The sequence below is a fragment of the Amycolatopsis dongchuanensis genome (assembly GCF_039542405.1).
GTDB lineage: Bacteria > Actinomycetota > Actinomycetes > Mycobacteriales > Pseudonocardiaceae > Amycolatopsis_E > Amycolatopsis_E sacchari.
Genome location: NZ_BAABIB010000045.1, coordinates 324,998 through 349,056 on the forward strand (window position 1 = coordinate 324,998; position 24,059 = coordinate 349,056).

Here is a 24,059-nt window from a genome sequence, read left to right on the forward strand (position 1 = left end):
CCCGGTCGCACCACCCTTCCCGCCAAAGCGTCCACAATGGACGCAGTGCGACGGGGAAAGGGACCGCTCGGCGCGCTGCCGGCCTTGTCCGCGGCCGCGCGCCGGGCGCTCGCCCTTGCCGCCGTGCTCTCCCTGCTCAACGCCGCCGCACTGGTGGCGCAGGCGTTCCTGCTCGCGTCGGTCGTCGCCGGGCGGCACGTCGGCGTGCTGTTCGTGCTGTTGGGTGTGGTCGCCGCGCGTGCGCTGGTCGCGTGGGGGCTGCGCGTGGTCGCCGCGCGGGCGGCCGCCGGAGCGAAGGAGGAGCTGCGTGCGAAGGTCGTCGACCACGCGGTGCGCCTCGGCCCGGAGGAGATCGCGGGCCGCGGCCCCGCCGAGCTGACCGCACTGGCCACCCGTGGGCTGGATGCGCTCGACGCGTACTTCACCGAATACCTGCCCGCGCTCGTGACGGCGGCGGTGGTCCCGCTCGGCGCGGGCGCGGCGATCCTGTTCGCCGACTGGCCCTCCGCCGTGATCATCGCGCTGACCGTGCCGCTGCTGCCGGTGTTCGCGATCCTCGTCGGCAAGTACACCGCCGAGCGCTCGGCCGCCGCGACCGACGCCCTGCACCGCCTTTCGGGGCAGCTGCTGGAACTCGTGCGTGCGTTGCCGGTGCTGGCGGCCTTCCGCCGTGCGGAGGCGCAGGCGGAGACGGTCCGCCTGGTCTCCGACCGGCACCGCCGCGCCACGGTGGGCACGCTGCGGGTCGCGTTCTCGTCGGCCTTCGTGCTGGAACTCGCGGCGACGCTGTCGGTCGCGCTCGTCGCGGTGCTCATCGGGGTCCGGCTCGTGGGCGGGGACCTCTCGCTGACGATCGGGCTGGGCGTGCTGATCCTCGCGCCCGAGTGCTACCAGCCGCTGCGCACAGTCGGTGCCGCGTTCCACGCCAGCGAGGACGGCGTCGAGGCGGTGCGCCGGGTGGCGGACGTGCTCGCGCAGCCGGTGCTCCCCGAGGGCACCGTCGTGCCGGAGCCCGGCGAGATCCGCGTCGAAGGGCTGAAGGTTCTGCGGCGCAACGGCTTCGCGCCGGACGGCGAGTCGTTCACCGTCCGCCCCGGCGAGATCACGTGGCTGCGCTCGCCAAGCGGTGCCGGGAAGTCGACGACGCTGGCCGTACTCCTCGGCTTCGTCCGGCCCGCGGCAGGTCATGTCACCATCTCGGATGTCGACCTCCCGAACATCCAGATGTCAACATTCAGACAACGGGTGGCGTGGGTGCCCCAGAACCCGGTGTTCACGAGCGAAACCGTGGGCGAGGAGCTGGCCGGAGCGCTTGGGAAGTGGGCCGGAGCACCCGAGCGGCTTCCCGGGTTGCCGGAGGAGCCGCTGAGCGAGGCGCCCGAGGAGCTGACCGGGGCGCTCGGGAAGTCGGCCGGGGAGCCCGAGGAGCTGCTGGCCGAACTGCTCGACGAGCTGAACCTCGCAGGGCTGGAGTCGGCCCGGCTGGACCAGCTCTCCCTCGGCCAGCGGCAGCGGGTCGCGGTCGCGCGGGCGCTCGCCCGGCGGGACGCCTGGCTGCTGCTGTTCGACGAACCCACCGCACACCTCGACGCCGCCAACGCCGCCCGCGTCCTGTCCGCGATCGAGACCGCGCGCAGCCGTGGCGCCGCGATCGTCATCGCCGCCCACGAGCGACCGGAAGCTGTTGCAGCACAAGGGAACGTGGTCGTGCCCGCGGCGGAGGCACCCGGGAGCGTGCACGCGCCCGTCGGGAGTCGGCTGGCGGACGATGGCGAGAGCCGAAGCGGCCGCGGCCTCTCCGGGAGTCGGCTGCCGGGCGGTGGCCGGAGCCTGCGCGCGCCGGTCGACAGGCGGTCGGCGGGCGGTGCCGAGAGCTGGAGCCTGCGCGGTTTCGCCGGGAGTGGGCTGGCGGGCGGGAGCCGGAGCTCGCACGCGCCCATCGGCAGGCGATCGGCACACGGCACCCCGCGCCGAAGCCTGCGCGGCCTCGTCGACCGGCGGTTCGCGGGCGGTGCCGGGCTCGGCGCGCTGGCGCTCCTCGCGGGGCTCGCCCTGACCGCCACCTCGGGCTGGCTCATCGCGAAGGCCGCGGAGCAGCCGCCGATCCTGACACTGACCGTCGCCGTCGTGGGGGTTCGGGCGTTCGGGCTCGCGCGTGCGGGGCTGCGCTACGCGGAACGCCTGACCACGCACGACGCCGCGTTCCGGATCGCCGGGCGGTTGCGCGTGGACCTGTGGCGAAAGCTCGTGCGGCTCGGCCCGGCCCACAGCCTGCGGCACGGCGAAAGCCAGCGGCGCCTGGTCGCCGACGTCGACACCGTCCGCGACCTCCTGCCCCGGGTGCTCACGCCGCCCCTGGTCGCGGGGACCGTGCTGATCGCCGCCGTCGTGGTGCAGACCGCCGTCCTGCCCGCGGCCGGGCTGGTGCTCGCCGTCGCCGTGCTGCTGGGCGCCGTCGGGGCACCGCTGCTGGCACTGCACCTCGCCCGCCGCGCCACCGCGGCACTCGCCGACGGGCGGCGCGCGGTCGCTGCGAAAGTGCTGGCGCTCTTCGAAAGCGCGGCCGAACTGCTCGCCTTCGACCGCTACCGTGCCCGGCGCGAGGACCTCGCCGCCACCGACGCCGAACTGGTCCGCCAGGCGCGGCGGCAGGCGTTCGGCGCCGGGGCCGCGGACGGGCTCATCGTGCTGCTCACCGGCCTGGCGGCGATCGTCAGCACCGGTCTCGCGGTCGGCCGCATCGACGCCGCGCTGGTTCCGGTCGTCGCGCTCGTGCCGCTCGCCCTCGGCGAGGTGCTCGCGCTGCTGCCGCCCGTCGCCCAGCACTGGGACACGCTGCGGGACGCCCGCGCGCGGCTGGACCTCGACGTCCCGCCCGCTGAAACGCCCGAGCACGGCGACCACGTCGTCCTGCGCGATGCCGACTTCGCCTGGCCCGGCGGCGCTCCCGTCCTGCGGGGCGTGGACCTGGAGATCCCGGCGGGCACGCGCATCGCGGTGATCGGCGAGTCGGGCGCGGGGAAGTCGACGCTGCTGGCGGCGCTGCTCGGCTTCCTGCGGCCGGTGCGGGGCAGCGCGGTCGTCCCCGCCGAGGTCGCGTGGGCACCGCAGGACCCGCAACTGGTGTCGACCACGGTCGCGGAGAACCTGCGCCTCGCCGACCCCCACGCCGACGACGCGCGCCTCACCGAAGCCCTGCGCGTGGCGTGCCTGCCCGAGCTGGCCCTCGACACGGTGCTCACCAGCGGGGGCAGCGGCCTCTCCGGTGGGCAGGCGCAGCGGCTAGCGCTCGCCCGCGCCCTCGTGGCGGCTCCCACCGCACGCCTGGTGCTGCTCGACGAACCGACCGCCCACCTGGACGAGGCGACCGCACGCGAGCTGCGCGCGAACCTGCGCGAGGCACTCGCCGGCCGCACCGTCGTCCAGGTCACGCACCACCCCGGGGAAGCCGCCGACGCCGACCTCGTGCTGGAGGTGCGGGACGGTCACGTGACGGCACGGGTACCGGAAGGCGTCTACTCTTGACCTCGCTCATGGAACCGACGCTTGCCGCCCACGCGCTGTCCGCGGCCACCGAGATCACCACCGCCGCGTTGTCCGGCGACGAGCCGGACACCGTGCTCGCCTCCGTCGTGCAGAAGGCCGCGGAGCTGGCCAAGGCCGACCTCGGGCTCGTCATGGTGCGCGCGGAGGACGGCAGCGTGTCTGTCGAGGCCGCGTACGGCTCGCACCCGAAGGACCTGCGCGGCCTGCTGCTGCCCGCCGATTCCGTGGCGGGCCAGGTCGCGCGCGGCGGCGAGACGGTGGTGACCGAGGACTTCACCGTCGACCCGCGCACCGCTCCGCACGTGCCCGGTGAGCTGCGGGACTACGGCCCGTTCGCGGCGGCGCCGTTCGGTGCCGGCGGCCGGGTGCTCGGTTCGCTCGTGGTGTACCGGAAGCGTGGCAGCGAGGCCTTTTCACCCGGCACAGTCGAGGTGCTGACGGCGTTCGCGGGCCAGGTCGGCGTGGTACTGGCGCTCGCGGAGGGCGCGACGGCGCGGCACCGCGTGACGCTGTACCAGGAACGCGAGCGGATCGCGCGCGAGCTGCACGACGTCATCGTGCAACGGTTGTACGCCGCGGGCATGCAGCTGGACCGCGTGCGGCGCCGGATGCGGAAGCGGTTCGCGGGCACGGACGCCGCGCGGCTGGGCGAGGCGATCGACCAGCTGGACCAGACCATCGAGGAGATCCGGGGGACGGTGCGCAGCCTGCGCTCGCCCGCGCCGGAACCCGAGCAGTCGCCGCGCACGGACCTCGCCGAGTCCGCCCGCGACGAGGTGCGCATCGCCGAGGAGCTGCTCGGCTACCCGCCCACGCTGGAGCTGTCCGGCGAGTTCGCCGACATCCCCGCCGAGCGGGCCGACCACATCCGCGCCGCGCTGCGTGAGGCACTGTCCAATGTGGTCCGGCATTCCGGTGCGAGCGAAACGCGCGTGACCCTGCACCGTGACGCGCACGAGGTGCGGCTGCGCGTGCGGGACAACGGTTCCGGCGTGCCGCAGGGTGTCGCGACGCGCGGGCTGCGGCACCTCGCCGAGCGAGCGGAGAGCGCGGGCGGGAAGTTCTACCTCAACTCCTCGCCGAGCCTGGGCACGCTGGTGGCGTTCGACCTGCCGCTGGAGCCGGACAAGCGCGCGAGCTGATCGCGGGCCGCCGCGGCGACGTTCGCGGGCACACCCAGTTCGCCGAGCATGTCGGCCGCGGCCGCCATTTCGTCGGTGCGGCGTTTGGCGTGCTTGTACGAACCGGTCACCAGGCGGTCCACAGTGGACTTGTCGGCATTGGTCAGCTCGGTGACGATGATCTCCCGCAGCCAGTCCTCCAGGCCCGCCGCCCGTGCCGCTTCGAGCGCCTCGACCACGGCCGCCGACATGCCCTTGAAGAACACGCTGCGCAACAGTTTCCGTTCCGCGGCCAGCCCCGCTTCGCCCGGCAGCACGTCGACCGACGCACCCAGCGAGGTGAGGATCTCCGCGGTCCGCTCCGCCGCCGGGCCACTGGCGAGCATCGGCACCTTCAGCCCGCGACCGGGCACGGGCGCCATGATCGCGATGTCGGTGAACGGCACCTCCCCGGCGATCCCGGCCAGCTGCCGCTTGAGCCCGGGGGAGCTGGTGTTGAGGTCGGCCCAGATCCCGGTCGTCCTCGGCAGTCCGGCACGCAGGGCGTCGACGGCGGCGGAGGCGCTGTTCACGCTGAGCACCAGGTCGGCGCCCTCGGCGGCTTCGGCCTCGGACGACGTGCCGACGACGCCGTCGGTGGCCGCGACGGCCGGGTCGTACCCTCGGACGACCGCACCCGCGGCGACGAGGTCCCGTGCCAGCGCGCCGCCGGCCTCCCCGAGCCCGAGGACGGCGATCGTGACTGGCGTTCCGGACATAGCGGGCTCCTCGGGGTGGTCAGGCACTACGATCCGATTAGACGAGAGCTGCGACAATATTGTCAACAATCGTCGGCGAGGAGTGGGGAACAGTGAGCGAGGACCAGCCGGTGGTGGTCGCGATCCGCGACGCGATCGTGCGCGGCGAGTTCGTGCCCAATCAGCGGCTGGTCGAGGCCGACCTGTCCGCCCAGTTCTCCGCGAGCCGCGCCAACGTGCGGGCCGCGCTGATCGAGCTGGCGAACGAGGGGCTCGTCGAGCGCGTGCAGAACCGGGGCGCGCGCGTGCGGGCGGTGTCCATCGAGGAAGCGGTCGAGATCTCCGAAGTGCGGATGATGCTCGAAGCGCTGTGCGCGGCGAAGGCGGCGGAGCGGATCAGCGACGAGGAGATCGCGGAGCTGCGGCAGCTGGGCGAGGACATGCGCCAGGCGGTCGCGGGCGGTGACGTGGTCGGCTACTCGGCGCTCAACCAGCGGCTGCACCTGCGGGTGCGGGAGATCAGCGGGCAGCGCACGGCCGCGCAGGTGCTGGAACGGCTGCGCGGCCAGAGCGTGCGGCACCAGTTCCGCCTCGCGATGCGCCCCGGTCGCCCGTCGGTCTCGCTGCCCGAGCACCTCGCGATCATCGACGGCATCTGCGCACACGACCCCGAGCGCGCCCAGGCCGCCGCGCGGGCGCACCTGGAGAGCGTGATCAAGGCGCTCCGCGAGGCCGACGGCGACGTCATCCGCCCCTGACGTCACACGTCCGCGGCTTCGTGCAACCCGTTGTGCCGGTTGAGTCCTCCCGTGATGCGGGTGACCGTGCGGCGCGGCAACGCCCGCGGCGCCCACGTCGCCACCCGGTGGACGAGACGGCCGGGGTAGGAAACGGTCCTGCCGCGGGCGAAGTCGTCGAGCGTCTTCGCCGCGACGGATTCGGGGGAATCGGCGAAGCGCGGGTCGATCGTGGCGGTGGTGCCGTCGAAGAACCCGGTGTCCACCGCTCCCGGGTGGGCCGCCATGATCCGCACCCCGCTGCCCCGCGTCTCCTCGGCGAGCGCTTCGGTGAAGGACAGGACGAAGGCCTTCGTCGCGGCGTAACCGGCCTGGTAGGGCATCGGCTGGAAGGCCGCGGTGGAGGCGACGTTGATGATGCCGCCCGAGCCCCGCGTCAGCATCTCCCGCCCGATGCGGTGGGTCAGCGTCATCAAGCCCGTGACGTTGAGCGCCACCGCACGCAGGTTCTGCTCGAACGGGCGGCCGAAGAACGGGCCGACCGGACCGTAGGCCGCGTTGTTGAGCAGCAGGTCGACCGGCATGGCCAGCGCATCGACCGCGGAAGGGACGGCGAGATCGGCCGGGATCGCCTCGGCCTGGACGCCGTGCCGGTCGCGGATCGTCGTGGCGAGTTCGCGCAGTGCCGCGCCGGACCGGGCGACGAGCACGAGGTTCGCGCCGCGCGCGGCCAGTTCGAGGGCGTACGCCCGGCCCAGCCCCCTCGACGCCCCGGTGACCATCGCCGTCGTGCCGCGGAACTCGTACACGTGCCCTCCCTGGTAGTTCGAGGCTCGAACTTCTAGCGGGCACCGTAACAGCTTCGAGGCTCGAAGGAAATGCTAGGCTGCCGCCGTGGGTGAGCGGGAGCTGGCGGCGGCCGTGCGGGCCAACCACGAGGTCTTCCTGCGCACCGCGGACCGCATCGGCCCGGTGCTGGCGGCCCACGGGCTGACCGAAGCCACCGCGCAGGCCCTGCTGATGATCGATCCCGACGAGACGCCCCCGTCGATGAAGACCATGGCCGAGCGGCTCCACTGCAACGCGCCCAACCTCAGCTTCGTCACCAACCAGCTCGTCACGCGTGGCCTGGTCGAACGCGTGGCGGACACGCGCGACCGGCGGTCCCGGGCGCTGGTCCTCACGGGCGAAGGACGGCGGGTGCGCGCCGAAGTCGAGCGGGAAACGCTGCGGCGCAGCCCGTTCTCCCGGCTGGACGCGGACGAGCTGAAGACGCTGGTGTCGCTTTTGGACCGGGCGCTGGAGCAGTCCTAGCGCGCCACGCCCTCCACGGTTTCCAGCACCGTGCCGAGCAGCGCGGCCAGCGTCCGGCGGTCCTCTTCGGACAGGTTCGCCAGCGCCGTCCGCTCGGCCGCGAGCTGCTGGGGCAGCAGCTCGTCGATCAGCTCGACGCCCTTGTCGGTCAGCCGCACCTGGACGACGCGCCGGTCGCGCTCGCTCGCCGTGCGGGAGACCAGGCCCATGCGGGCGAGCCGGTCGAGCCGCTTGGTGATCGCCGCGCCCGAGGACAGCATTTCGCGGCTGATCTGCCCGGGGTTGAGCACTTCGTTGCGCCGCAACGCACACAGCACGTCGAACTCGGCCCGCGTCAGCTCGTGCCCGGCGAGCAGGTCGTCGGTGTCGCGGCGGATCAGGGACGCGAGCCGCAGCACGCGGCCGATCACCGCCATGCCGGAGGTGTCCAGCTCGGGCCGCACCTCACCCCACTGGCGCCGGACTCTGTCGATGAGATCGCTCACCGGAACGCTCCTTCGGGCCGGTTACTTCGATAGTATTTTACCCGTGAAATATGTGGACCGTCACGACCTCCGCCGAGCGCTCGCCCTCCACGGCTGGTGGCGGCTGCGCCCGGTGGCGGGGCCCGCCGGGACCTCGGCACTGCGGGCCATGACCGGGGCGAACATAGTCCTCGTCGCGGTGGTGCTCGCAGGGCACACCGCCTTGGCGCCCGCCGCCGCGTTCGGCGGGATGACGGCGGTGCACGCGAGGTTCGCGCCCTACCCCGTGCGCGCGCGGCTGCTCGCCGCCGTCGGCGCCGGGCTCGTGCTGTGCGTGGCGCTCGGCAGCGTGGTCGCGGCCGCGGGCTGGGGACCCGTGCCGGTGGCGGTGCTGGTCGCCGTCGTCGCGGCCGTGGCGAAACTGCTCACGGACGCGGTCGCCGCCGGCCCGCCCGGCGGGCTGATCTTCGTGTTCGCCGTCGCGACGACCGCCGTGCTGCCGGTCTCGTGGTCGCAGGCGGCGGTGCAGACGGGTGTCGCCGCGCTCGCCGCCGTCGTCGCGTGGTGCGTGGGCATGGCGGGCTGGTTGTTCTTCCGCAAGCCGCACGAGAAAGCGCCTTCCTGGCGGGAAAGCCTGCTGGCCGCCGTGCGCCTGCCGTCGCACGAACTGCCGCGGGCGGCGAAGGTCGGCCTCGGGGTGCTCGCCGCCGGGCTGCTCGCGCACTTCCTGCACCTCGGCCACCCGTACTGGACGATGATCGCGGCCGCCGCCGTGCTGCAGTCCACCCACCTCAACCACACGGTGCACCGCACGGTCCAGCGCGTGCTCGGCACGCTCGTCGGGGTGGTGCTCGGCGGTCTGCTGCTCGCCGCCGACCTGCCGACGCCCGCGAAGCTCGCGTGCATCGTCGTCGCGCTGTTGTGCGGGGAGCTGACGGTCATCCGCAACTACGCGCTCGCGATGGTCTTCATCACCCCGCTCACGCTGCTGCTCAGCTCGCTGCTCACCCCGCCGGACGCGTTCGGCCTCGCGTCGGACCGGCTGCTCGACACCGTCCTCGGCGCGCTAGTCGGGCTCGCCGCGGCGCTCGTCCGGCCCGGCCGCGGCTACTCGCTGGCGGCCGCGTGACTACTTCCCGCGGCGCGCGACCCACGCCGCGGCCTGCGTGCGCCGCTGCATGCCGAGCTTCGCGAGCACCGACGTCACGTAGTTCTTGACGGTCTTCTCCGCCAGGAACAGCCGTTCGGCGATCTCCCGGTTGGACAGCCCGTCGCCGATCAGCTCCAGCACGCTGCGCTCGCGTTCGGTGAGCTGGTCGAGCTCGTCCTCCCGCGGGTGGCGCAGCTTGTCCAGCACGCGGGCGGTGGTGAGCGGGTCCAGCAGTGAGCGCCCGGCGGCCACCTCGCGCACGGCGTTCACGACGTCCTGCCCGCGCACCTGCTTGAGCAGGTAGCCCGAGGCCCCGGCCATGATCGCGCCGACCATGGCCTCCTCGTCGTCGAACGCGGTGAGCACGAGGCACTGCGGGGGGTTCGGCTTGGAGCGCAGCTCGCGGCACAGCGCCACGCCGTCCCCGTCGCCGAGCCGCACGTCCACCACCGCCACGTCGGGCTCGACGTGCATCGCCACCGCGAGCGCCTCGTCGGCGCTGCTGGCCTCCGCGACCACCTCGATGTCCGGCTCGTCGCTCAGCAGCTCCCGCAGCCCGCGCCGGACCACCTCGTGATCGTCGACGAGCAGCACCTCGATGGCCATACCTGAAGAGTAGAGCCACGCGCAGCGTGTCCGAGGGGGGCGGTGGTCGGGCGAGGGGCTGGCCTAATGGGACCAGATCCGCCGTGACGCGCCTTCCGGATCGGACTCCACGGTGACCTCCGTGTCCCAGATCCGCGCCAGCCGTTCACCCGGTTCGTACTCGGGCCAGCCGGGGTCGCCGGTCGCGGCGAAGGACGTCCACGCCTTGCGGAACGCCTCGGACAGCGCCGGTGCCTCGGGCGGCACCGGGCTGCCGAGCAGCATCGCGCCGAGCTGCCCGTCGAAGTTGCCGAACGTCAGCGGCAGGTCGAGCCCGTGGCAGCAGCCCAGCAGACCGCCGAACGCCGGGCTGGGCCAGGTCAGCTCGTACAGGAACGTGCGGCCGGGGTGGTTCTGCGCGCACCACGTCGTCGGCATGCGGAAGATCGCGTCGGACATGATCAGCACGTAGAGGTCCGGGTCGGACAGCTGCGGGTACGCCGCGCGGTAGCCCTCGATCGACGCGCCCACCGCGGCGGCCGTCGCCGCCGGGTCCTTCGCGGTCACGTCCTCGTTCACGGAGAACAGGCGGTACTCGTCCCGGTTGAACCCCACGACCAGATCGACCTCACCCCGCAGCCGCTCCCACGGCAGCCCCGCGACGACGTCCCCGTCGATGACGGGGCCGAAGGGCGTGATCGTGCCCGGCACGGCCTGCACGCCGTGGATCGCCTCGGACGGCAGCGCGCCGAACGCCTCCGCGGTCAGCTCCGCGCCGAGCGCGGCGGCGATCCGTTCCGCGGTCGCGCGGGCGGTGTCCTCGGACTGGAACCCGCCGGCGACGCTCTGCCCGATCGCCCGGTGGAACAACCCGCGCCCGGCCTCGGCGGCGGTCAGGGCGGCCACGGCGGTGCCACCGGCGGACTCCCCGAAGAGCGTCACGTTGTCCGGGTCGCCCCCGAAGGCGCGGATGTTGTCCTGCACCCAGCGCAGTGCCGCGAGCTGGTCGAGGAACGCCCGGTTGCCCGCCGAATCCGGCAGCCAGCCGAACCCCTCGAACCCCACCCGGTAGTTCAGCGACACGACGACCACGCCGCCGCGGGCGAGGTTCGCGCCGTCGTACTCCGGCTGCCGCGACGTGCCCACGATGTACGCGCCGCCGTAGAGCCACACCATGACCGGCAGGCCGCTCGCGCCGGGATCCGGGGTCCAGACGTTGACGGTCAGGCACTCCGGGTCGTCGCCGGGCGTCCAGCTCGACGGCACCCCCGGCAGCAGCGTGCTCTGCGGGACGTCGGCGCTGTAGCGCGTGGCGTCGCGGGTGCCTTCCCACCGCTCCGGTGGTTGCGGCGGCAGGAACCGCCGGACACCGTCGAGGGGTGCGGCGTAGGGGATACCGCGGAAGGCGCTGACCCCGTCGGTCGTCTGGCCGCGCACGGCGCCGTGTGTCGTCTGCACTCGAGGTTCCACGATCCAGATCTACCACGGAGTTCACCGCGCACACGGTCGTTTGCCCCGTTCGCCGGCAGGCGGGTGGGCCTTGGTGCAGGTCGTGGTGGTCGGCTCGGTGCTCGGAGCGGCCGGTGGGGGTGCGGGCGGCTGGCCCGTGCTGGTGACGGGCGGGGGTGTGCGGATCGACGTGACCGTCGGCACCGGCGAGTTCGGGCGGCGGCACGGCGGACCCCACAGCCCGGTGCCCGCCTGCCTCGCGGCGGTCTCGGCGTCGGCGAGGCGTGGGTCGCCTGCCGCGAGCGGGTCCGGAGAATATTTGGCGTAGCCGTTCCGCAAAGCGATCATCGAATAGTTCGTGCCGTCCGGAAGGTCGATCATGGCGAGTGATCCGGATCCGGTGTCGACGATTTCGGCGGTCACCCTGTCGCCGGTCAAGAAAGCGCTTGCCCAGTTGGCCGACTCGGTGGAGAAACAATCTCCGGCGGCGGGGGAAGCGAGGCCGGCGGCTCGGATTGAAAACGCTTTCCCACTCGGATCCGCAAGGTCCACAGTGGTGCCGCGGACACTCATGACGGTGTAGGTAGTTGCAGCTGGGTGTGGGGGAAGCGGAGGCGGGGTGGCCGCGGCGGTGCTGTCCGGCACGGCCGGCCTGCCGAAAACCGCGGTCACGGTGAACAGCGCTCCGAATGCGGTCAGCGTGATCTTGAGCCAGAGCGGCACGGGTCTGTTCAGCACGGGGGCTTCTCTTTTTCCGGGGGTGCGCGATTTACGTTTCCGGGGTTGCGGGAAGATTAGCGGCCGATGGCATCCCTGGACACCCCGCGGCTGACCCCGGACGGCCGTTTCCCCGCCGCCACCGCCGAATTCACCGCACTCGACGTGCGGACCACCGGCCTGCGCCCGGGGCACGTCGTGGAGGTGGCGGCGGTGCGCGTGCGAGCCGACGGCACGACGGTCGCCGAGTTCGCCACGCTCGTGAACCCCGGCTGGCACGTGGCGCCGGGTCCGGCGCCGCTGCACCGGATCAGCCGCCGCGAGCTGGACCGCGCGCCGGAGTTCCGCGAAGTGCTGGGGCCGCTGCTCGACCTGTGTCACGGCAGCGTTGTGGTGGCCCACAACCTGCCGTTCCTGCGGGAGTTCCTCGCCGCCGAGGTGGCGCGGCTGGAGGTGGAGCTGCCGCCGCTGCCCGCGGTGTGCACGCTCGACGCGGCGCGTCAGGTGCTGGGCCTGCCCAACGTGCTGCTGAGCACGGTCGCGGTGGCGCTCGGCCTCGGCGAGTTCCCCGCCCACCTGGCGCTGGCGCACGCGCGGACGGTGGCGGCGGTGGCGTCGTCACTGGTCACCACGCACGGCCTGCTGTTCACGGCACCCCCGTCGTACCCACCGCTGCCGAGGCTCCCGGCGAGCGGCCACCTGTTCCCGCGCGGCGAGGCCGCGGTGCGGGAGCAGGTGTGGCTCGCCGACCTGACGGCCCGGCTGCGGCTGAGCGAACGGGAACCGCGGCACGAGGCGTACCGGCAGGCGCTGACCGCGGCCGTCGCGGACGTGGACTTCACCCCGGACGACGCGGCGGAGCTGACGACGGTCGCGATGGACGGGGGTATCCCCGCCGGCCGCGCGCACCTGGAGTTCGTGACGGCGCTGCGCGAGGTCGCGGAGGAGGACGGCGCGCTGGCCGAGGCCGAGGCGGCGGACCTGACGGCACTCGCGAAGATGCTCGGGGTGCCCGAGGCCGTCGGCGAGCTGCGCCACGCCCAGCACCCCGAGCCGCGCAGGCTGCTGGTGCTGGGCGAGACGCAGGAGTCGGACGCACTGCGGGCGGCGGCGCTCGCGGCGGGCATCCAGCTCGCGAGGGAGCTCGCCCCCTCGGTCACGCACATAGCCCTCACCGACGACGTCCCCCGGCACGACCCGCGCCTGACGGAGGCCAGGGACCTCGGCATCGCGGTACTGGACCTCGGCTCGGCGTGGCCGGCACTGGGCCTGCTCGACCCGGCGGCCACCGCGCCGCTCGCCCGCCCGCTGTCCGCGCCACGCACCCTCCCCGCGGCGCACGTCTGGGCCGCGAGGGGCCTCATGGCCGCTGGCCTGGCCGTGATGCTGTTCTCGCTGCTCACCCTCGTCGCCGGCGCCCCACTGGCCAGCTCGGCGGCGCTGGCCGTACTCGGCGTCGCGGCCCTGTGCACAGGCTGGTACCTGAGCGAGCCGATGGTGCGTTAGCTGCCCGCCACGGGAAAGCGGTGTTCGTTCCGGTCCAGCTTCGCCTCGGCGGCGGCCAGCAGGTCCACGCCCAGGACGTCGGCCAGGCGGAGCAGGTACAGCACCACGTCGGCCAGTTCGTCGTGCACGTTCGCGGCCAGGTCGGCGTCCTCCAGCGCCCGCGCGGACTCCTCCGGCGTCAGCCACTGGAACAGCGCCGTCAGCTCGCCGACCTCGCCGGACAGGGCCATGACCAGGTTCTTCGGGGTGTGGTACCGCTCCCAGTCGCGGGCGGCCGCGAACTCGCGGAGGCGGGAGACGATCTCGTCGAGGGTCACGGCGACGAAGTATGACCCGTGTGAGGTGCGAGTCCTCCATCCGTGCGCGCGGAACGCATGCGGTATCACTGTGGGTATGTCGCCGATCCCCGAGCTCCAGCAACGGCAGATCGATCGTTGGTGTGAACGGCGCGTCCCGGCGGACAAACGGATCGTCTCCCGCTGGCGCGGGCGCATGGTGACCCTGGTGGAGAAGCGCCCCGAGTGGTCCGTCGAGCCCGGCGAGCGACCCTTCGCGCAGCTGCGGTACGGCGTGGACGGCATGTGGACCCTCTACTACTGGTCCGAGGAGCTGGGCCGCTGGCGGAAGTACCCGGACAGCGTCCGCGAGAACTCACCCGTCCCGCTCCTCGCCGACATCGATCGCAGCACCTACGGGGAGTACTTCTTCACCGGTTGAGCTGACACAGAGTGGCCGCCACCTGCGGAAAGACAACGCTCCTGGGTGACCGTGGTCGCCTTTCGGGTCCGGCAGGATGGTCCGGGTGAACCCGGACCTGCGCGCGTACCTGCGCTCGCTCGACGCGGAGACGCTGGCCGAGCTGCTGTACGCCGAGGCGGAGCGGGACACCCGGTTGCGGCAGGAGCTCGAGGCCCGGGCGGCGACCGCGAGCAAGGCCGGCCCGGCGCTCGACGTCCTCGAACGCCTGCTCGACGCCGGCACCCAGGCCGATCTCACCCCGCTCGCCCGCCGCACCCTCGACGGGCTCACCCACGCGACCGCCGCGGAACGCCGCCGCGCGCTCGCCCTCTACGCGCGCGCCTGCGCGACCCACCCACCGGCGCCGGACCAGCTCGCCGACTGGCTCCTCGGCCTCGCCTTCCACCGCCCCGACTGGCCGGAGGCCGACCTCGCGCAGTTCGCCGGCGCGCTCGGCGACGCCGGCCTGGCCCGTATCAAGTCCACTGTGGACGCTCTGCTGGCCGGCAAACCCGGCCCGCGCCGGGACACCGCGCGCCGCCTCGCCGAGCAACTCGCCGAGGTCACCGGCGACGTCGACACGCTGCTGGGCATCCTCGCCGCGAAGCCGCCGACGCAGGAGGTGGGGCTGCGCATCATCCGCGCGCTGCGGTCGGCGGGACGGCACGGCGAGGCGATCGCGTACGCCGCGCGCACGTTGGTGCACGGCGAACGCCCCCGCGGCGGCCTGCTCGCCCTGCGCCGCGCCGAGTTCCGCCGCAACCCCGGCCCCGCGAGCTACACCGCCCTCCGCGAGGCCGCCGGTGAGCAGTGGCCGCAGGAGCGCACCGCCGCGCTGACCGCGCTCGCCGAGCAGGAACCCGCGGCCGCGATCCCCGTCTACCGCCTGTACGTCGAGGAACTGATCGCGCAGAAGGACGTTTCCTGCTACCAGCAGGCGGTCCGCGTGCTCAAGGAGCTGCGTGCCCTGCACCGCCGCGCCGGGACCGCCGACGAGTTCCCGCCGTACCTCGGCAGGCTCCTCGACCGGCACCGCCGCAAGACCCGCTTGCTCGTGGAGATCCGCAACGCCCGGATCGCCATGCCGAAGACCGTGGCGCACCGGGGCACTGCCACGATGAGCGCATGAGTCCGGTCAGCCGCGGTCGCAAGAAGAAGAACAAGAAGAAGCCCGCCACGCCGGACGCCGGGCTGCGTGCCGGTTTCGAGGACGCGCTCGAGGCGTTCGAGGAGGTCGCGGACTCCGACGACGTGCTCGACGTCGAACTGCTGACCTCCGAGGTGCTCGGCAGCTTCTGGCTCGTCGGCGACCCGCACGCCGCGACTCACGAGATCGGCTTCCCGCTCGTCAGCTACGCCGCCGCGAAGCAGAACGCCGCCGGGTTCGCGCTGCTCTGCGCGCTGCAAGCGCTTTCTCCCGGCGACGAACTGCGTGAACGGGCCCGCGCGGCCGCCGCGAGGCTCGCCGCGCTCGGCATGCGGGAGCCCGCCTGGGCGGCCGCGCTCGGCGAGGTCGTGGTCGAGGAGTGCCACCACCAGACCGACGTGTACGGGGACCAGTCGTTCCTGCTGTTCCTGTGCGAGCGCGGCGGCCGGCGGCACGGGCTCGTCGTCGAGACCGACCGCTACGCCGGGGTGCTGGAGGCGTACCTGACGACCGAGCACGAGGAGATCCTCGCCGAGCTGGCGCAGAACCGGCACGAGCTGCTGGTCACCGGTCCGCTCGCGTTGCCGAAGGCCCGCCGGATCGTCGAGGACGCGATGGCCGTCAACGACCAGGTGGCGGCCCAGCTGCTCGAACCGGTGGCCGACGACCCGGTCACCGACGCCCGCGCCCACCTGCTCGCCCGGCTGCTCGCCATGCCGCCGGCCGAACCGCGGCCGGAGCCGCGACCGCACGACGAGGACGTGGTGCGGCGGTTCCTCGACGAGCACGGGAGCTCCGGCGCCGGGTACCTGCGGGAGCTGGTCGAGTTCGGCGAGGACGTCGACGAGGGCGAGCCGCTGCGGGTCAGCCCCGGGAAGTTCGAGTTCTTCCTCGACGACCTGCTGCACGCGCAGGACCCCGACGACGACGCGCTGGAGTCGCTGCGGGACGTCTCACTCGCGTGGGCGGGCTGGCAGGGGCGGCGCCAGGGCCTGTCCGACGCCGCGGTCGAGCACCTGCTCGCCGAGGTCGAGGAGATCTTCGACGACTTCTTCGCGCACGACGAGGAAGAAGCGGCGGGAGAGCTCCCGGTGGCCTTGCGGCGGTAGGCCAGGATGTGCCGGTGACCGATCTCCGGGGCTACCTCCGCTCGCTCGACGCCGAGACCCTCGCCGAACTGCTGTACGAGCAGGCCGGACGTGACCCGGAACTGCACGCGCGGCTCGCGCTGCGGGCGGGAGGGGAGTCCGCCGACGCGCTCGGCCCCGGTGAGGCCACGAAGATCGTCGCGGTGCTGGACACCCTGCAGCGGCTGCTCGACGCCGGTTCCACGGCCGACCTGGCGCCGCTGGCCCGGCGCACGGTCGACCGGATCCTCAAGGCGCAACAGGACGATCCGGGCGTGCTGCGCAAGGCCCTCGCGCTCTACGCTCGCGCGTGCGCGGCGCATCCGCCCGCGGACCTCGCCGACTCGCTTGCGGCGCTCGCGCTCGACCACGGCGTCGCGGTCGAGCTGCCCGCTTTCGCGCAGGCGCTGGGCAGCACCGGGCTCGCGCGCCTGAAGTCCATTGTGGACGATGCGGGCGGCCCGGCAGCGGCGAAACTCGCCGAACAGGTCGCGGAACTCTCCGGCGATGTCGACGCTCTGCTGGAGATCCTCAAGCGACAGCCGCAACGGCTCGACGTGCGGCTCAAGATCGTGCGCGTGCTGCGGGGTGCCGGGAGGACGGCCGAGGCCGTCGCGTACGCCGCCCGAGCGCTCAACCAGAACGACGACGCCGTCAAATCCCGTGGCGCCGAATTCCGTCGTGCGCCTTCGGAAAAGACTTTCCTCGCGTTGCGCGAGGCCGCTGTCGAACTCGGCCGGTGGGAAACGGAACGGGAATCCGCGCTGGCGGTGCTCCGCGAGCACGCGGAAACGGGGGAACAGGGCGCCGACGAACTCGTGCGCGCGCTGCTCGCCGAAGAACGCCCCGACGAGGCCTGGCAGGCGGCCCGCCGGTACCCGTGCTCGCTGCCAGTGCTGCTGCACGTCGCCGAGCTGCGGGAAAGCACCGCTCCGGGTGAGGTGTTAGACGTGTACAAACTCCATGTCAATCACCTGATCGAGCAGAAAGACGCGGCGCATTACGAACAGGCCGCGAAGTGCCTGCGCAAGATCCGGCAGTTGCACCGGAAGGCGGGCACACCGGAGGAATTCGGGCAGTACCTGGCCGGACTCGTGGCCGTCCACAAGCGCAAGGCGCGGTTGATCACCGAAATCCGCCAGGCGCGGATCGCGTTGCCCAAGGGGTGACGGGAACCCCGGCGCGCGCCGGTGCCACTATGTGACGCATGACCGAGCTGCCCCAGCAGGAATCCAGCGACGCCGCCGAGAGCGGGAGCGAACTCCTCGAGGAGGTCCTGCGTGAGTTCGCCGAACTGGACTCGGCCGCCGAGCCGCTGCGCGTCGAGCTGGTCACGTCCGAGATCCTGGGCGAGTGGTGGGAGGCCGGCGACGACCTGGCCGCCGAGCTGATCGAGTTCGCCGAGGTCGCGCCGGAGCCGGAGCGGCTCGTCGCCCCGCTGGCGGCCCTGCGGGCGCTGGCGCCCACCGAGGAGCAGCGCGAGGCCGCCGGGTTCGCACTGGACAAGCTGGGCCTCGGCGAGCCGGACTGGGCGCGTTCGCTCAACCAGGTCACCGTCGGCGAGTGCTGGCGCACCGCCGACGTGTACGGCGACGAAACCTCGGTCCTGTGCGTGTTCGGCGAGGGCGAGTCGGCGCACGGGCTGCTCGTGTCGATCGGCTACGCCCTGTTCGGCGGCTGGGCGGACGAGGCGGTGATCGTCGAGTCACCCGCCGAGGTGATCGCCGAGATGCAGGGGCAGGCCGCGGAGAGCGGCAACCTCGTCACGTGCGAGCGGATCACGCCCGGCCGCGCGCACCAGCTGCTCGCCGACGCGTTCGTCGGCACCGAGCTGCAGACCGAGCCCGAGGTCACCGACGACTACGTGCGCTTCCGCGCGCTCGCGATGGCCCGCACCCGCGCGCTGCCCGAGCCCGAGCCCGCCGACCCGCCGCGCGTGCTGTCCACCGAGGAGCAGGCCGAGGCGATCGACGCGTTCTTCCTCGCCACCCCCGAGGTCGAGGACACCGAGGCCGCCAGGGTGTGCGCGCTGCGGCTCATCGAGTTCGGCCTCGAGCACGACCCCCGTGACCCGCTGCGCGTCGGCCCCGACAAGCTGGCCTCGTTCGTCGACCTGGTCGACGACGGCGCGATCGAGCTGACCGACGAGCAGGACGAGGCGCTGGAGCGGGTGCTGCCCGCGTGGGCGCGCTGGGGCGCGGTGCGCGACGGCCTGCCGGAGGACGCCGTCGAACCGCTGCTCGAAGCGGTCGAGGACCGCATCTACGAGCGCACCCTCGAAACCGAGTCCACGCTCGACGCCTACCTCGACGGCGCGGAGGACCTCGACGAGGCGGGCGCCGCCGACGTGCTGGAGCGCCGCCAGTTCGCGATCCCCTCGGTCTACACGGAGATCGCCGACGAGGAGGTCGAACTCGACCCCTCGGACCCGGAGCAGCGCCGCCTGCTGGTCATCGGCGAGCACCCGGACTTCCAGGAGTCACTGGCGGAGGACGACCTCGACGAGGAGGCCTTCCTGCGGCTGGCCGCCCACACGACGGTCGTGGACCAGCTGTGGGACGACGAGCCGCCCGAGGTGTGGCAGACGGCCCAGCGGCTGCTCGCCAGGGGTCTCCACCGCGCCGACGTCCTCGCGCAGCTGGCGGGGGTGCTGGAAGAGCGGCTGGAGACGGGTGAGGGCGACAGCCTCGAGTTCGACCTCGACGACTACCTCCGCGCCCTCGACGAACTGGGCTGACGCCTCACGGCCCCGCCGTGGGCTCGGGGGTCTTCTCCGCGCGGTCCGCGAGCGCGTCGTCGAAGTCCACGACGAACGCTCCGGCCGCCATCGCGAGCAGCACCACGATGCCCAGCACCGCGCCGATCCACGTGAACACCGCATTCAGCATCGGCGTGCCTCCTCCCTGCTCGAGGTGCGTTTTCCTGCTCAATCCAGGGTGCGGTCCACCGGATGCGGGCGGTATCGGCCAACCGGTTACTGACCGGGTGACAACATCAGCCGTTCGGCCGAGCCCCCGTCACAGCTTGCGCAGCCGGACGCGGTTGATCGAATGGTCGGCGTCCTTCCGCAGGACCAGGGTGGCCCTCGGCCGGGTGGGCCGGATGTTCTCGATGAGGTTCGGCTCGTTGATCGTGCGCCACAGGTGCAGCGCCTCGGCGCGGGCCTCGTCGTCCGGCAGGTCGGCGTAGTGGTGGAAGTGCGAGGCCGGGTCGGCGAACGCGGTCTGGCGCAGCTTGAGGAACCGCTCGACGTACCAGTGCTCGATGTCCTCTGTGTGTGCGTCCACGTAGATCGAGAAGTCGAACAGGTCCGACACCATCAGCCGCGGGCCGGGCTGCAGCACGTTCAGGCCCTCGATGATGAGGATGTCCGGCTGGCGCACGACCTGCTCCTCGCCGGGCACGATGTCGTAGGCCAGGTGCGAGTAGACGGGCGCGCTGACCTCCTCGGCGCCGGACTTCACCTCGGCGACGAACCGCAGCAGCGCGCGCCGGTCGTAGCTCTCCGGGAAACCCTTGCGGTGCATGATGCCGCGCCGGACCAGTTCGGCCCGCGGGTAGAGGAACCCGTCGGTGGTGACGAGGTCGACGCGCGGGTGGTCGGGCCAGCGGGCGAGCAGGGTGCGCAGCAGGCGCGCGGTGGTCGACTTGCCGACGGCGACGCTGCCGGCGATGCCGATCACGAACGGCACCTTCGTGCCCCGGCAGTCCTCGCCGAGGAACGTCGTGGTCGCCTCGTACAGCCGTTGCCTGGCCGCGACCTGCAGGTTGATCAACCGGGACAGCGGGAGGTAGACCTCCGCGACCTCGTTGAGGTCCACCTGCTCGCCGAGCCCGCGCAGGCGCAGCAGTTCCTCGGCGGTCAGCGGCAGGGGAGTGCTGCGCCGCAGCTCTCGCCATTGCTCCCGGTCCAGTTCGACGTAGGGGCTGAGCTCACGAACCCGCGGCATTCCCACACTCCTTGCCCGTCGGTGGGCTGGCGTCGATACAGCGCCTTGCGGGGGTTCCCGCACCCCGTCGGTCCTCCTGAGCCGATCCTCCTTCGTCGGATCCGCTCCGTGTGGTGCCTCCGAAGTAGCGCCCCTTTTACGGTAGGTCGAACCGCGGAGAACCGCCCTGTGAGTTACTGCACGCCGAAGACCTCGGCCCAGGCCGCGGCGACCTGACGGGCGCAGGTTTCCGGGCGCACGCCGCCGACCCCGGTGCCGAGCCCCGGCATCGCGATGGTGTCCACCACGGCACGCACGTCCACGCCGTGTTCCAGCCTGCCGTCGCGCCACTTCAGGAACACCGCGCGGGCCGCGAGGTACGGGTGCACGGTGTCCTCGGGCAGGCGTTCACCCGGCTCACGCATCGTCGGCGCGCTGATCAGCCACGCGGGCGCGGGTTCGCCGGTGGGCACGATCACCGCTTCGCCGATGGGCAGTTCACCACCGTGGTAGGCGAGCACGGCACTGCGCACGTTCTGCTCGATCTCCGGGAACGCCCTGGCGTACACGGCGTCGATACCGCCACGCATCCAGCCGAAGGAGTTCGCCGGGCTCACGACGGCCTCCGCCGCCACGTCGAGCACCGAGCCGTGGTGCACGCGGACCGAGCCCTTCAGCCGGTCCAGAACCGAGTGCCAGGCACGGAAGAGCGGCTCGTCGACAGCGCACAGCACGAGCGACGGAGTGGAGGGGGAGACCCGATCGTCGGTGCCCTTGGACGTGGCGTGCGTGCCCGAATCGGCGGTCACGCGTACACCATGCCAAAAAATGCCACTTCCGGTAACTCCCGGAGTCCCGCACCGCCTGAACAGACCAGTGCTTCCCTGCCGATAACCTGGCGTAGTGACACGGATCGCATACTTCGGACCCGAGGGGACCTTCACCGAGCAGGCGGCGCGCTCGCTCGCCGCGGACGGGGACGAGCTCGTTCCATTCGAGACGATCCCGCTCGCGCTCTCGGCTGTGCGCAAGGGCGAAACCGACGCCGCGTGCGTGCCGGTGGAGAACTCCGTCGAAGGCGTCGTGCCCGCGACGCTCGACACCCTCGCCGAGGGCGAGCCGTTGATCGCCTTCGCCGAAGCGTTGCTGCCGGTGCACTTCAGCGTGCTGACCCGGCCCGGCACCACCGAGATCCGCACGGTCGCGAGCCACCCGCACGCGCTCGCGCAGGTGCGGCTGTGGGTCGAGGCGAACCTGCCCGGCGCGAGGTCCGTCGCCACGTCGTCCACGGCCGCCGCGGCGGTCGCCGTGCAACGCGGTGACTTCGACGCCGCCGTGACCGCGCCCGTCGCGGTCCAGCACTACCCGCTGGAGGTGCGGGCCACCGAGGTCGCCGACGTGCGGGACGCGCGGACCCGGTTCCTGCTGGTCCGCAGGCCGCGGCAGCCGCTGCCGGAGCCGACGGGGGCCGACCGCACGTCGATCGTCGCGGCCGCCGCGAACCGCACCGGCGCGCTCGCCGAGCTGCTCACCGAGCTGGCGGGCCGCGGCATCAACCTGACGCGCCTCGACGCGCGTCCCGCCCGGGGGAACTTCGGCGAGTACCGGTTCTTCATCGACTTCGAGGGCCACGTCGCCGAGCCGCGCATCGGGGACGCCCTTACCGCGCTGCGCCGCCGCTGCCGCAACGTGCGCTTCCTCGGCTCGCACCCCCGGGCGGACGGCGTGCGCGCCACGATCGCCGAATCGGCGGGCAACGAGGACTTCGTCGACGCCGCGGACTGGGTCGCGGCGGTCCGCCGGGGGGAGCAGGCGTGAAGCTGTACCTCATCCGGCACGCCGAGAGCACGGCGAACGTGCGGAAGATCCTGGACACGGCGCTCCCGGGGCCGCCGCTGACCGACCTGGGACAACTGCAGGCGCAAGCGCTTGCGGAACGGCTATCCGGCGAACCGATCGCCGCCGTCTACGCCTCCCGCGCCATCCGCGCCCAGCAGACCGCGGCGCCGCTGGCCGCCGCGCTGATGCGGGAGGTGCAGGTGATCGACGGCGTGCACGAGATCAACGTCGGTGACCTGGAGGGGCGGGGCGACCGGGAGGCGCTGGTGGCGTACGCCGCCACGGTCCACCCGTGGACGAGGGGCGACCTGGAGGTCGCGATGCCCGGCGGCGAGAGCGGGCAGCAGGTCCGGGCGCGGTACCTGGCGGCGGTCGCGGAGCTGCGGGCGAAGCACGAGCAGGACCCGGCGATCGCGCTCGTCAGCCACGGTGGCGCGATCCGGGTGGCGGCGGAGTGGCTGGCGGACAACGTGCGGCCGGAGCTGGCGGACCAGGGGCTCATCCCGAACACGGGGATCGTCGAGCTGGAGTCCGTGTCCTCCGGCGGCTGGACCTGCCTGACCTGGGTCGGCACCGAAATGTGAATCGCCTTGTTGCGTTTTCACCTGTCGTGGCGACTTCCGGTAACAAAATGGCATGGTCCACACAACCCGGTGCGTGGCCCGAACGTCTCCCGGGTAGTGCTCGAACAGCACAGGGAGGCGAGAACATGGTGCGAGTGAGGATCTCTCGGATCGGACTGGCGGCCGCCGCGGCCGGGATCGCGGTCGGCGTGGCCGCGTGCGGCCAGGGGACGGACAACGCCCAGCCCCAGCCGAGCACGACGACCACGACCGCGAGCTCGGGGAGCACGTCGGCGAGCCCGAGCCCGACGACGTCGACCAGCACGACGACGCAGGCGCAGGGGGCCCCGCCCGCGACGCAGACCGACAACGGGCTGTGCAAGTCGGGCGACCTGAAGCTTTCACTCGGCCGGGGGGACGCGGCCGCCGGCACCGTGTACCGGCCGCTGGTCTTCACCAACGTCAGCAACCACTCGTGCGTCATCCAGGGCTTCCCCGGCGTGTCGTACGTCGGCGGCGCGGACGGGCACCAGGTCGGCCCGGCGGCGTTCCGCGAGGGCACGAAGGGTGCGCCGGTCACCCTGAACAAGGGCGAAACCGCGTCGGCGGCGATCGGGTTCGTGAACGTGCAGAACTTCGACACCGTGGCGTGCCAGCCGCAGCCGGTGCGGGGCCTGCGCGTGTACCCGCCGCAGGAGACGGCGTCGATGTTCGTCGAGATGCCGGGCACGGGCTGCGCGAACGACAAGATCCCCGGCAACCAGCTCACGGTCAAGACGATCGTCAAGGGGAGCAACGCGCAGTAGCGGTCAGACCTGGCCGCACAACCGGTGCGCCTGGGTCAGGTGCCTGCGCCCGGCGGGGTCGGCGAAGTTCAGGCTGATCACCATGCGGCTCACGCCGTCCAGGTGGTCGGCCAGCTCGTCGTACGCGGGGTTCTGCGCGGCCGCCGCGGCGGAGAGGTCCCGTGCGGCGGTGATGTGCTGGACCACGCCGGGTGCGAGCACCGCCTGGCTGACGAAGGACGTCGGCAGGGTCCCGGCCCGCTCGAAAGCCCCGCACGCGGCGCGGGCGTCCTGGGTGGCGGAACTGGCACTGCTGGCGCCGGCCCACAGCAACCCCATCACGAGCATCCCGACGCCGAACCCGATCACCCCGCCCAGCACCAGCGGCCGCCGCGAAGCGACCGGCTCGCCCAGTGCCCCGTCCTCGGGATCAGAACGCATGGGGCATTCCAGCACCCCAGCACGGACGGAACGGCTTTTGCGGCCAGTCCGTTATCAGAAGACCCACCTGGCAGTGGCCCCACCACCCGCGCAACCGCCACCCGGCAACGCGAACGCGAGCGGCCACACCGCCCACACCCACCCCCGCCCCGATCCCCAGCCGC

25 protein-coding genes are annotated in these 24,059 nt (G+C 72.8%); 14 read left to right on the top strand and 11 right to left on the bottom strand.

The features are described from left to right. Positions 1-36 precede the first annotated feature (36 nt). Positions 37-3,525, top strand: coding sequence for a thiol reductant ABC exporter subunit CydD (gene cydD, locus ABFX51_RS09870; RefSeq protein WP_346053537.1), 3,489 nt, complete (start codon positions 37-39; stop codon positions 3,523-3,525). Between the two features lie 8 nt (positions 3,526-3,533). Further along, on the top strand, positions 3,534-4,688 hold the full coding sequence (locus ABFX51_RS09875) for a GAF domain-containing sensor histidine kinase (protein WP_346053539.1): 1,155 nt from the start codon (positions 3,534-3,536) through the stop codon (positions 4,686-4,688). On the opposite strand, the gene ABFX51_RS09880 is transcribed toward ABFX51_RS09875, so the two are convergent. Next, positions 4,610-5,425 carry an NAD(P)-dependent oxidoreductase gene (locus ABFX51_RS09880; protein WP_346053541.1) on the bottom strand — a complete coding sequence of 272 codons (816 nt, stop codon included), beginning with the start codon at positions 5,423-5,425 and terminating at the stop codon, positions 4,610-4,612. The two genes, ABFX51_RS09875 and ABFX51_RS09880, sit on opposite strands and share 79 nt — an antisense overlap. 92 nt (positions 5,426-5,517) lie before the next feature. Between ABFX51_RS09880 and ABFX51_RS09885 the strand changes: the two genes are divergently transcribed. After that, entirely contained in the window at positions 5,518-6,162 is a 645-nt protein-coding gene (locus tag ABFX51_RS09885) for a GntR family transcriptional regulator (RefSeq protein WP_091506964.1), read from the top strand. 2 nt (positions 6,163-6,164) lie between these two features. Here ABFX51_RS09885 and ABFX51_RS09890 read toward each other — a convergent pair whose 3' ends face one another. Continuing rightward, complete coding sequence (locus ABFX51_RS09890; protein WP_346053543.1) at positions 6,165-6,950, bottom strand: SDR family NAD(P)-dependent oxidoreductase; 786 nt, start codon at positions 6,948-6,950, stop codon at positions 6,165-6,167. An 85-nt stretch (positions 6,951-7,035) separates the two neighbouring features. Between ABFX51_RS09890 and ABFX51_RS09895 the strand changes: the two genes are divergently transcribed. After that, positions 7,036-7,455 (top strand): MarR family winged helix-turn-helix transcriptional regulator, encoded by a 420-nt coding sequence (locus ABFX51_RS09895; protein WP_346053545.1) that lies wholly within the window; start codon positions 7,036-7,038, stop codon positions 7,453-7,455. Here the strand turns inward: ABFX51_RS09895 and ABFX51_RS09900 are convergent. Continuing rightward, positions 7,452-7,940, bottom strand: coding sequence for a MarR family winged helix-turn-helix transcriptional regulator (locus ABFX51_RS09900; protein WP_245783037.1), 489 nt, complete (start codon positions 7,938-7,940; stop codon positions 7,452-7,454). The two genes, ABFX51_RS09895 and ABFX51_RS09900, sit on opposite strands and share 4 nt — an antisense overlap. 43 nt (positions 7,941-7,983) lie before the next feature. Between ABFX51_RS09900 and ABFX51_RS09905 the strand changes: the two genes are divergently transcribed. Continuing rightward, a complete protein-coding gene (locus tag ABFX51_RS09905) occupies positions 7,984-9,048 on the top strand; it encodes an FUSC family protein (RefSeq protein WP_346053547.1) in 1,065 nt (354 codons plus the stop codon). On the opposite strand, the gene ABFX51_RS09910 is transcribed toward ABFX51_RS09905, so the two are convergent. The 3 genes from ABFX51_RS09910 to ABFX51_RS09920 all read right to left on the bottom strand — a co-directional run bounded on the left by ABFX51_RS09910 (position 9,049) and on the right by ABFX51_RS09920 (position 11,484). Beyond that, positions 9,049-9,675 (bottom strand): response regulator, encoded by a 627-nt coding sequence (locus ABFX51_RS09910; RefSeq protein WP_091506973.1) that lies wholly within the window; start codon positions 9,673-9,675, stop codon positions 9,049-9,051. A gap of 63 nt (positions 9,676-9,738) precedes the next feature. Continuing rightward, complete coding sequence (locus tag ABFX51_RS09915; RefSeq protein ID WP_346053549.1) at positions 9,739-11,112, bottom strand: carboxylesterase/lipase family protein; 1,374 nt, start codon at positions 11,110-11,112, stop codon at positions 9,739-9,741. A gap of 33 nt (positions 11,113-11,145) precedes the next feature. Further along, entirely contained in the window at positions 11,146-11,484 is a 339-nt protein-coding gene (locus tag ABFX51_RS09920; protein WP_346053551.1) for a hypothetical protein, read from the bottom strand. A gap of 423 nt (positions 11,485-11,907) precedes the next feature. Between ABFX51_RS09920 and ABFX51_RS09925 the strand changes: the two genes are divergently transcribed. Continuing rightward, positions 11,908-13,326 (top strand): exonuclease domain-containing protein, encoded by a 1,419-nt coding sequence (locus ABFX51_RS09925; RefSeq protein ID WP_346053553.1) that lies wholly within the window; start codon positions 11,908-11,910, stop codon positions 13,324-13,326. Here ABFX51_RS09925 and ABFX51_RS09930 read toward each other — a convergent pair. Further along, positions 13,323-13,643 carry a nucleotide pyrophosphohydrolase gene (locus tag ABFX51_RS09930; protein ID WP_346053555.1) on the bottom strand — a complete coding sequence of 107 codons (321 nt, stop codon included), beginning with the start codon at positions 13,641-13,643 and terminating at the stop codon, positions 13,323-13,325. The two genes, ABFX51_RS09925 and ABFX51_RS09930, sit on opposite strands and share 4 nt — an antisense overlap. A 76-nt stretch (positions 13,644-13,719) precedes the next feature. Between ABFX51_RS09930 and ABFX51_RS09935 the strand changes: the two genes are divergently transcribed. The 5 genes from ABFX51_RS09935 (at position 13,720) to ABFX51_RS09955 (ending at position 19,075) form a co-directional block, all read left to right on the top strand. Then, on the top strand, positions 13,720-14,043 hold the full coding sequence (locus tag ABFX51_RS09935; RefSeq protein WP_091506991.1) for a DUF3024 domain-containing protein: 324 nt from the start codon (positions 13,720-13,722) through the stop codon (positions 14,041-14,043). A gap of 76 nt (positions 14,044-14,119) precedes the next feature. After that, positions 14,120-15,193, top strand: coding sequence for a hypothetical protein (locus ABFX51_RS09940; RefSeq protein ID WP_091506995.1), 1,074 nt, complete (start codon positions 14,120-14,122; stop codon positions 15,191-15,193). Further along, positions 15,190-16,320, top strand: a complete 1,131-nt coding sequence (locus ABFX51_RS09945) for a hypothetical protein (protein ID WP_091506999.1) — start codon at positions 15,190-15,192, stop codon at positions 16,318-16,320. Before ABFX51_RS09940 ends, ABFX51_RS09945 begins: the two co-directional genes overlap by 4 nt. A 14-nt stretch (positions 16,321-16,334) precedes the next feature. Further along, on the top strand, positions 16,335-17,507 hold the full coding sequence (locus ABFX51_RS09950) for a hypothetical protein (protein WP_091507003.1): 1,173 nt from the start codon (positions 16,335-16,337) through the stop codon (positions 17,505-17,507). A 38-nt stretch (positions 17,508-17,545) separates the two neighbouring features. After that, complete coding sequence (locus ABFX51_RS09955) at positions 17,546-19,075, top strand: hypothetical protein (RefSeq protein WP_091507008.1); 1,530 nt, start codon at positions 17,546-17,548, stop codon at positions 19,073-19,075. A 4-nt stretch (positions 19,076-19,079) separates the two neighbouring features. On the opposite strand, the gene ABFX51_RS09960 is transcribed toward ABFX51_RS09955, so the two are convergent. From ABFX51_RS09960 to ABFX51_RS09970, 3 genes are all read right to left on the bottom strand, one after another. After that, positions 19,080-19,226: a hypothetical protein gene (locus ABFX51_RS09960; protein WP_177228677.1), complete on the bottom strand. Its 147-nt coding sequence runs from the start codon at positions 19,224-19,226 to the stop codon at positions 19,080-19,082. A gap of 129 nt (positions 19,227-19,355) precedes the next feature. Next, positions 19,356-20,288 (bottom strand): type I pantothenate kinase, encoded by a 933-nt coding sequence (gene coaA, locus ABFX51_RS09965; protein WP_091507011.1) that lies wholly within the window; start codon positions 20,286-20,288, stop codon positions 19,356-19,358. A gap of 173 nt (positions 20,289-20,461) precedes the next feature. Further along, positions 20,462-21,076: a macro domain-containing protein gene (locus ABFX51_RS09970; protein ID WP_091507014.1), complete on the bottom strand. Its 615-nt coding sequence runs from the start codon at positions 21,074-21,076 to the stop codon at positions 20,462-20,464. Positions 21,077-21,170: 94 nt separating this feature from the next. Here ABFX51_RS09970 and pheA point away from each other — a divergent pair, with 94 nt between their 5' ends. The 3 genes from pheA (at position 21,171) to ABFX51_RS09985 (ending at position 23,475) form a co-directional block, all read left to right on the top strand. Next, complete coding sequence (gene pheA, locus ABFX51_RS09975) at positions 21,171-22,085, top strand: prephenate dehydratase (RefSeq protein ID WP_091507016.1); 915 nt, start codon at positions 21,171-21,173, stop codon at positions 22,083-22,085. Continuing rightward, the gene (locus ABFX51_RS09980; RefSeq protein WP_346053560.1) at positions 22,082-22,690 is read left to right on the top strand and encodes a histidine phosphatase family protein; all 609 of its coding nucleotides are present in this window, start codon (positions 22,082-22,084) and stop codon (positions 22,688-22,690) included. The genes pheA and ABFX51_RS09980 overlap by 4 nt, the downstream gene beginning before the upstream one ends. A 125-nt stretch (positions 22,691-22,815) precedes the next feature. Continuing rightward, positions 22,816-23,475: a DUF4232 domain-containing protein gene (locus tag ABFX51_RS09985; protein ID WP_346053562.1), complete on the top strand. Its 660-nt coding sequence runs from the start codon at positions 22,816-22,818 to the stop codon at positions 23,473-23,475. Between the two features lie 3 nt (positions 23,476-23,478). On the opposite strand, the gene ABFX51_RS09990 is transcribed toward ABFX51_RS09985, so the two are convergent. Continuing rightward, a complete protein-coding gene (locus ABFX51_RS09990; RefSeq protein WP_091507023.1) occupies positions 23,479-23,895 on the bottom strand; it encodes a hypothetical protein in 417 nt (138 codons plus the stop codon). Between the last annotated feature and the right edge of the window lie 164 nt (positions 23,896-24,059).

Coding starts and splice junctions, on each gene's coding strand:
- cydD (WP_346053537.1), top strand. CDS start 37: ATGGACGCAGTGCGACGGGGAAAGGGACCGCTCGGCGCGCTGCCGGCC.
- ABFX51_RS09875 (WP_346053539.1), top strand. CDS start 3,534: ATGGAACCGACGCTTGCCGCCCACGCGCTGTCCGCGGCCACCGAGATC.
- ABFX51_RS09880 (WP_346053541.1), bottom strand. CDS start 5,425: ATGTCCGGAACGCCAGTCACGATCGCCGTCCTCGGGCTCGGGGAGGCC.
- ABFX51_RS09910 (WP_091506973.1), bottom strand. CDS start 9,675: ATGGCCATCGAGGTGCTGCTCGTCGACGATCACGAGGTGGTCCGGCGC.
- ABFX51_RS09920 (WP_346053551.1), bottom strand. CDS start 11,484: ATGATCGACCTTCCGGACGGCACGAACTATTCGATGATCGCTTTGCGG.
- ABFX51_RS09925 (WP_346053553.1), top strand. CDS start 11,908: ATGGCATCCCTGGACACCCCGCGGCTGACCCCGGACGGCCGTTTCCCC.
- ABFX51_RS09935 (WP_091506991.1), top strand. CDS start 13,720: ATGTCGCCGATCCCCGAGCTCCAGCAACGGCAGATCGATCGTTGGTGT.
- ABFX51_RS09940 (WP_091506995.1), top strand. CDS start 14,120: ATGGTCCGGGTGAACCCGGACCTGCGCGCGTACCTGCGCTCGCTCGAC.
- ABFX51_RS09945 (WP_091506999.1), top strand. CDS start 15,190: ATGAGTCCGGTCAGCCGCGGTCGCAAGAAGAAGAACAAGAAGAAGCCC.
- ABFX51_RS09955 (WP_091507008.1), top strand. CDS start 17,546: ATGACCGAGCTGCCCCAGCAGGAATCCAGCGACGCCGCCGAGAGCGGG.
- ABFX51_RS09960 (WP_177228677.1), bottom strand. CDS start 19,226: ATGCTGAATGCGGTGTTCACGTGGATCGGCGCGGTGCTGGGCATCGTG.
- coaA (WP_091507011.1), bottom strand. CDS start 20,288: ATGCCGCGGGTTCGTGAGCTCAGCCCCTACGTCGAACTGGACCGGGAG.
- ABFX51_RS09985 (WP_346053562.1), top strand. CDS start 22,816: ATGGTGCGAGTGAGGATCTCTCGGATCGGACTGGCGGCCGCCGCGGCC.
- ABFX51_RS09990 (WP_091507023.1), bottom strand. CDS start 23,895: ATGCGTTCTGATCCCGAGGACGGGGCACTGGGCGAGCCGGTCGCTTCG.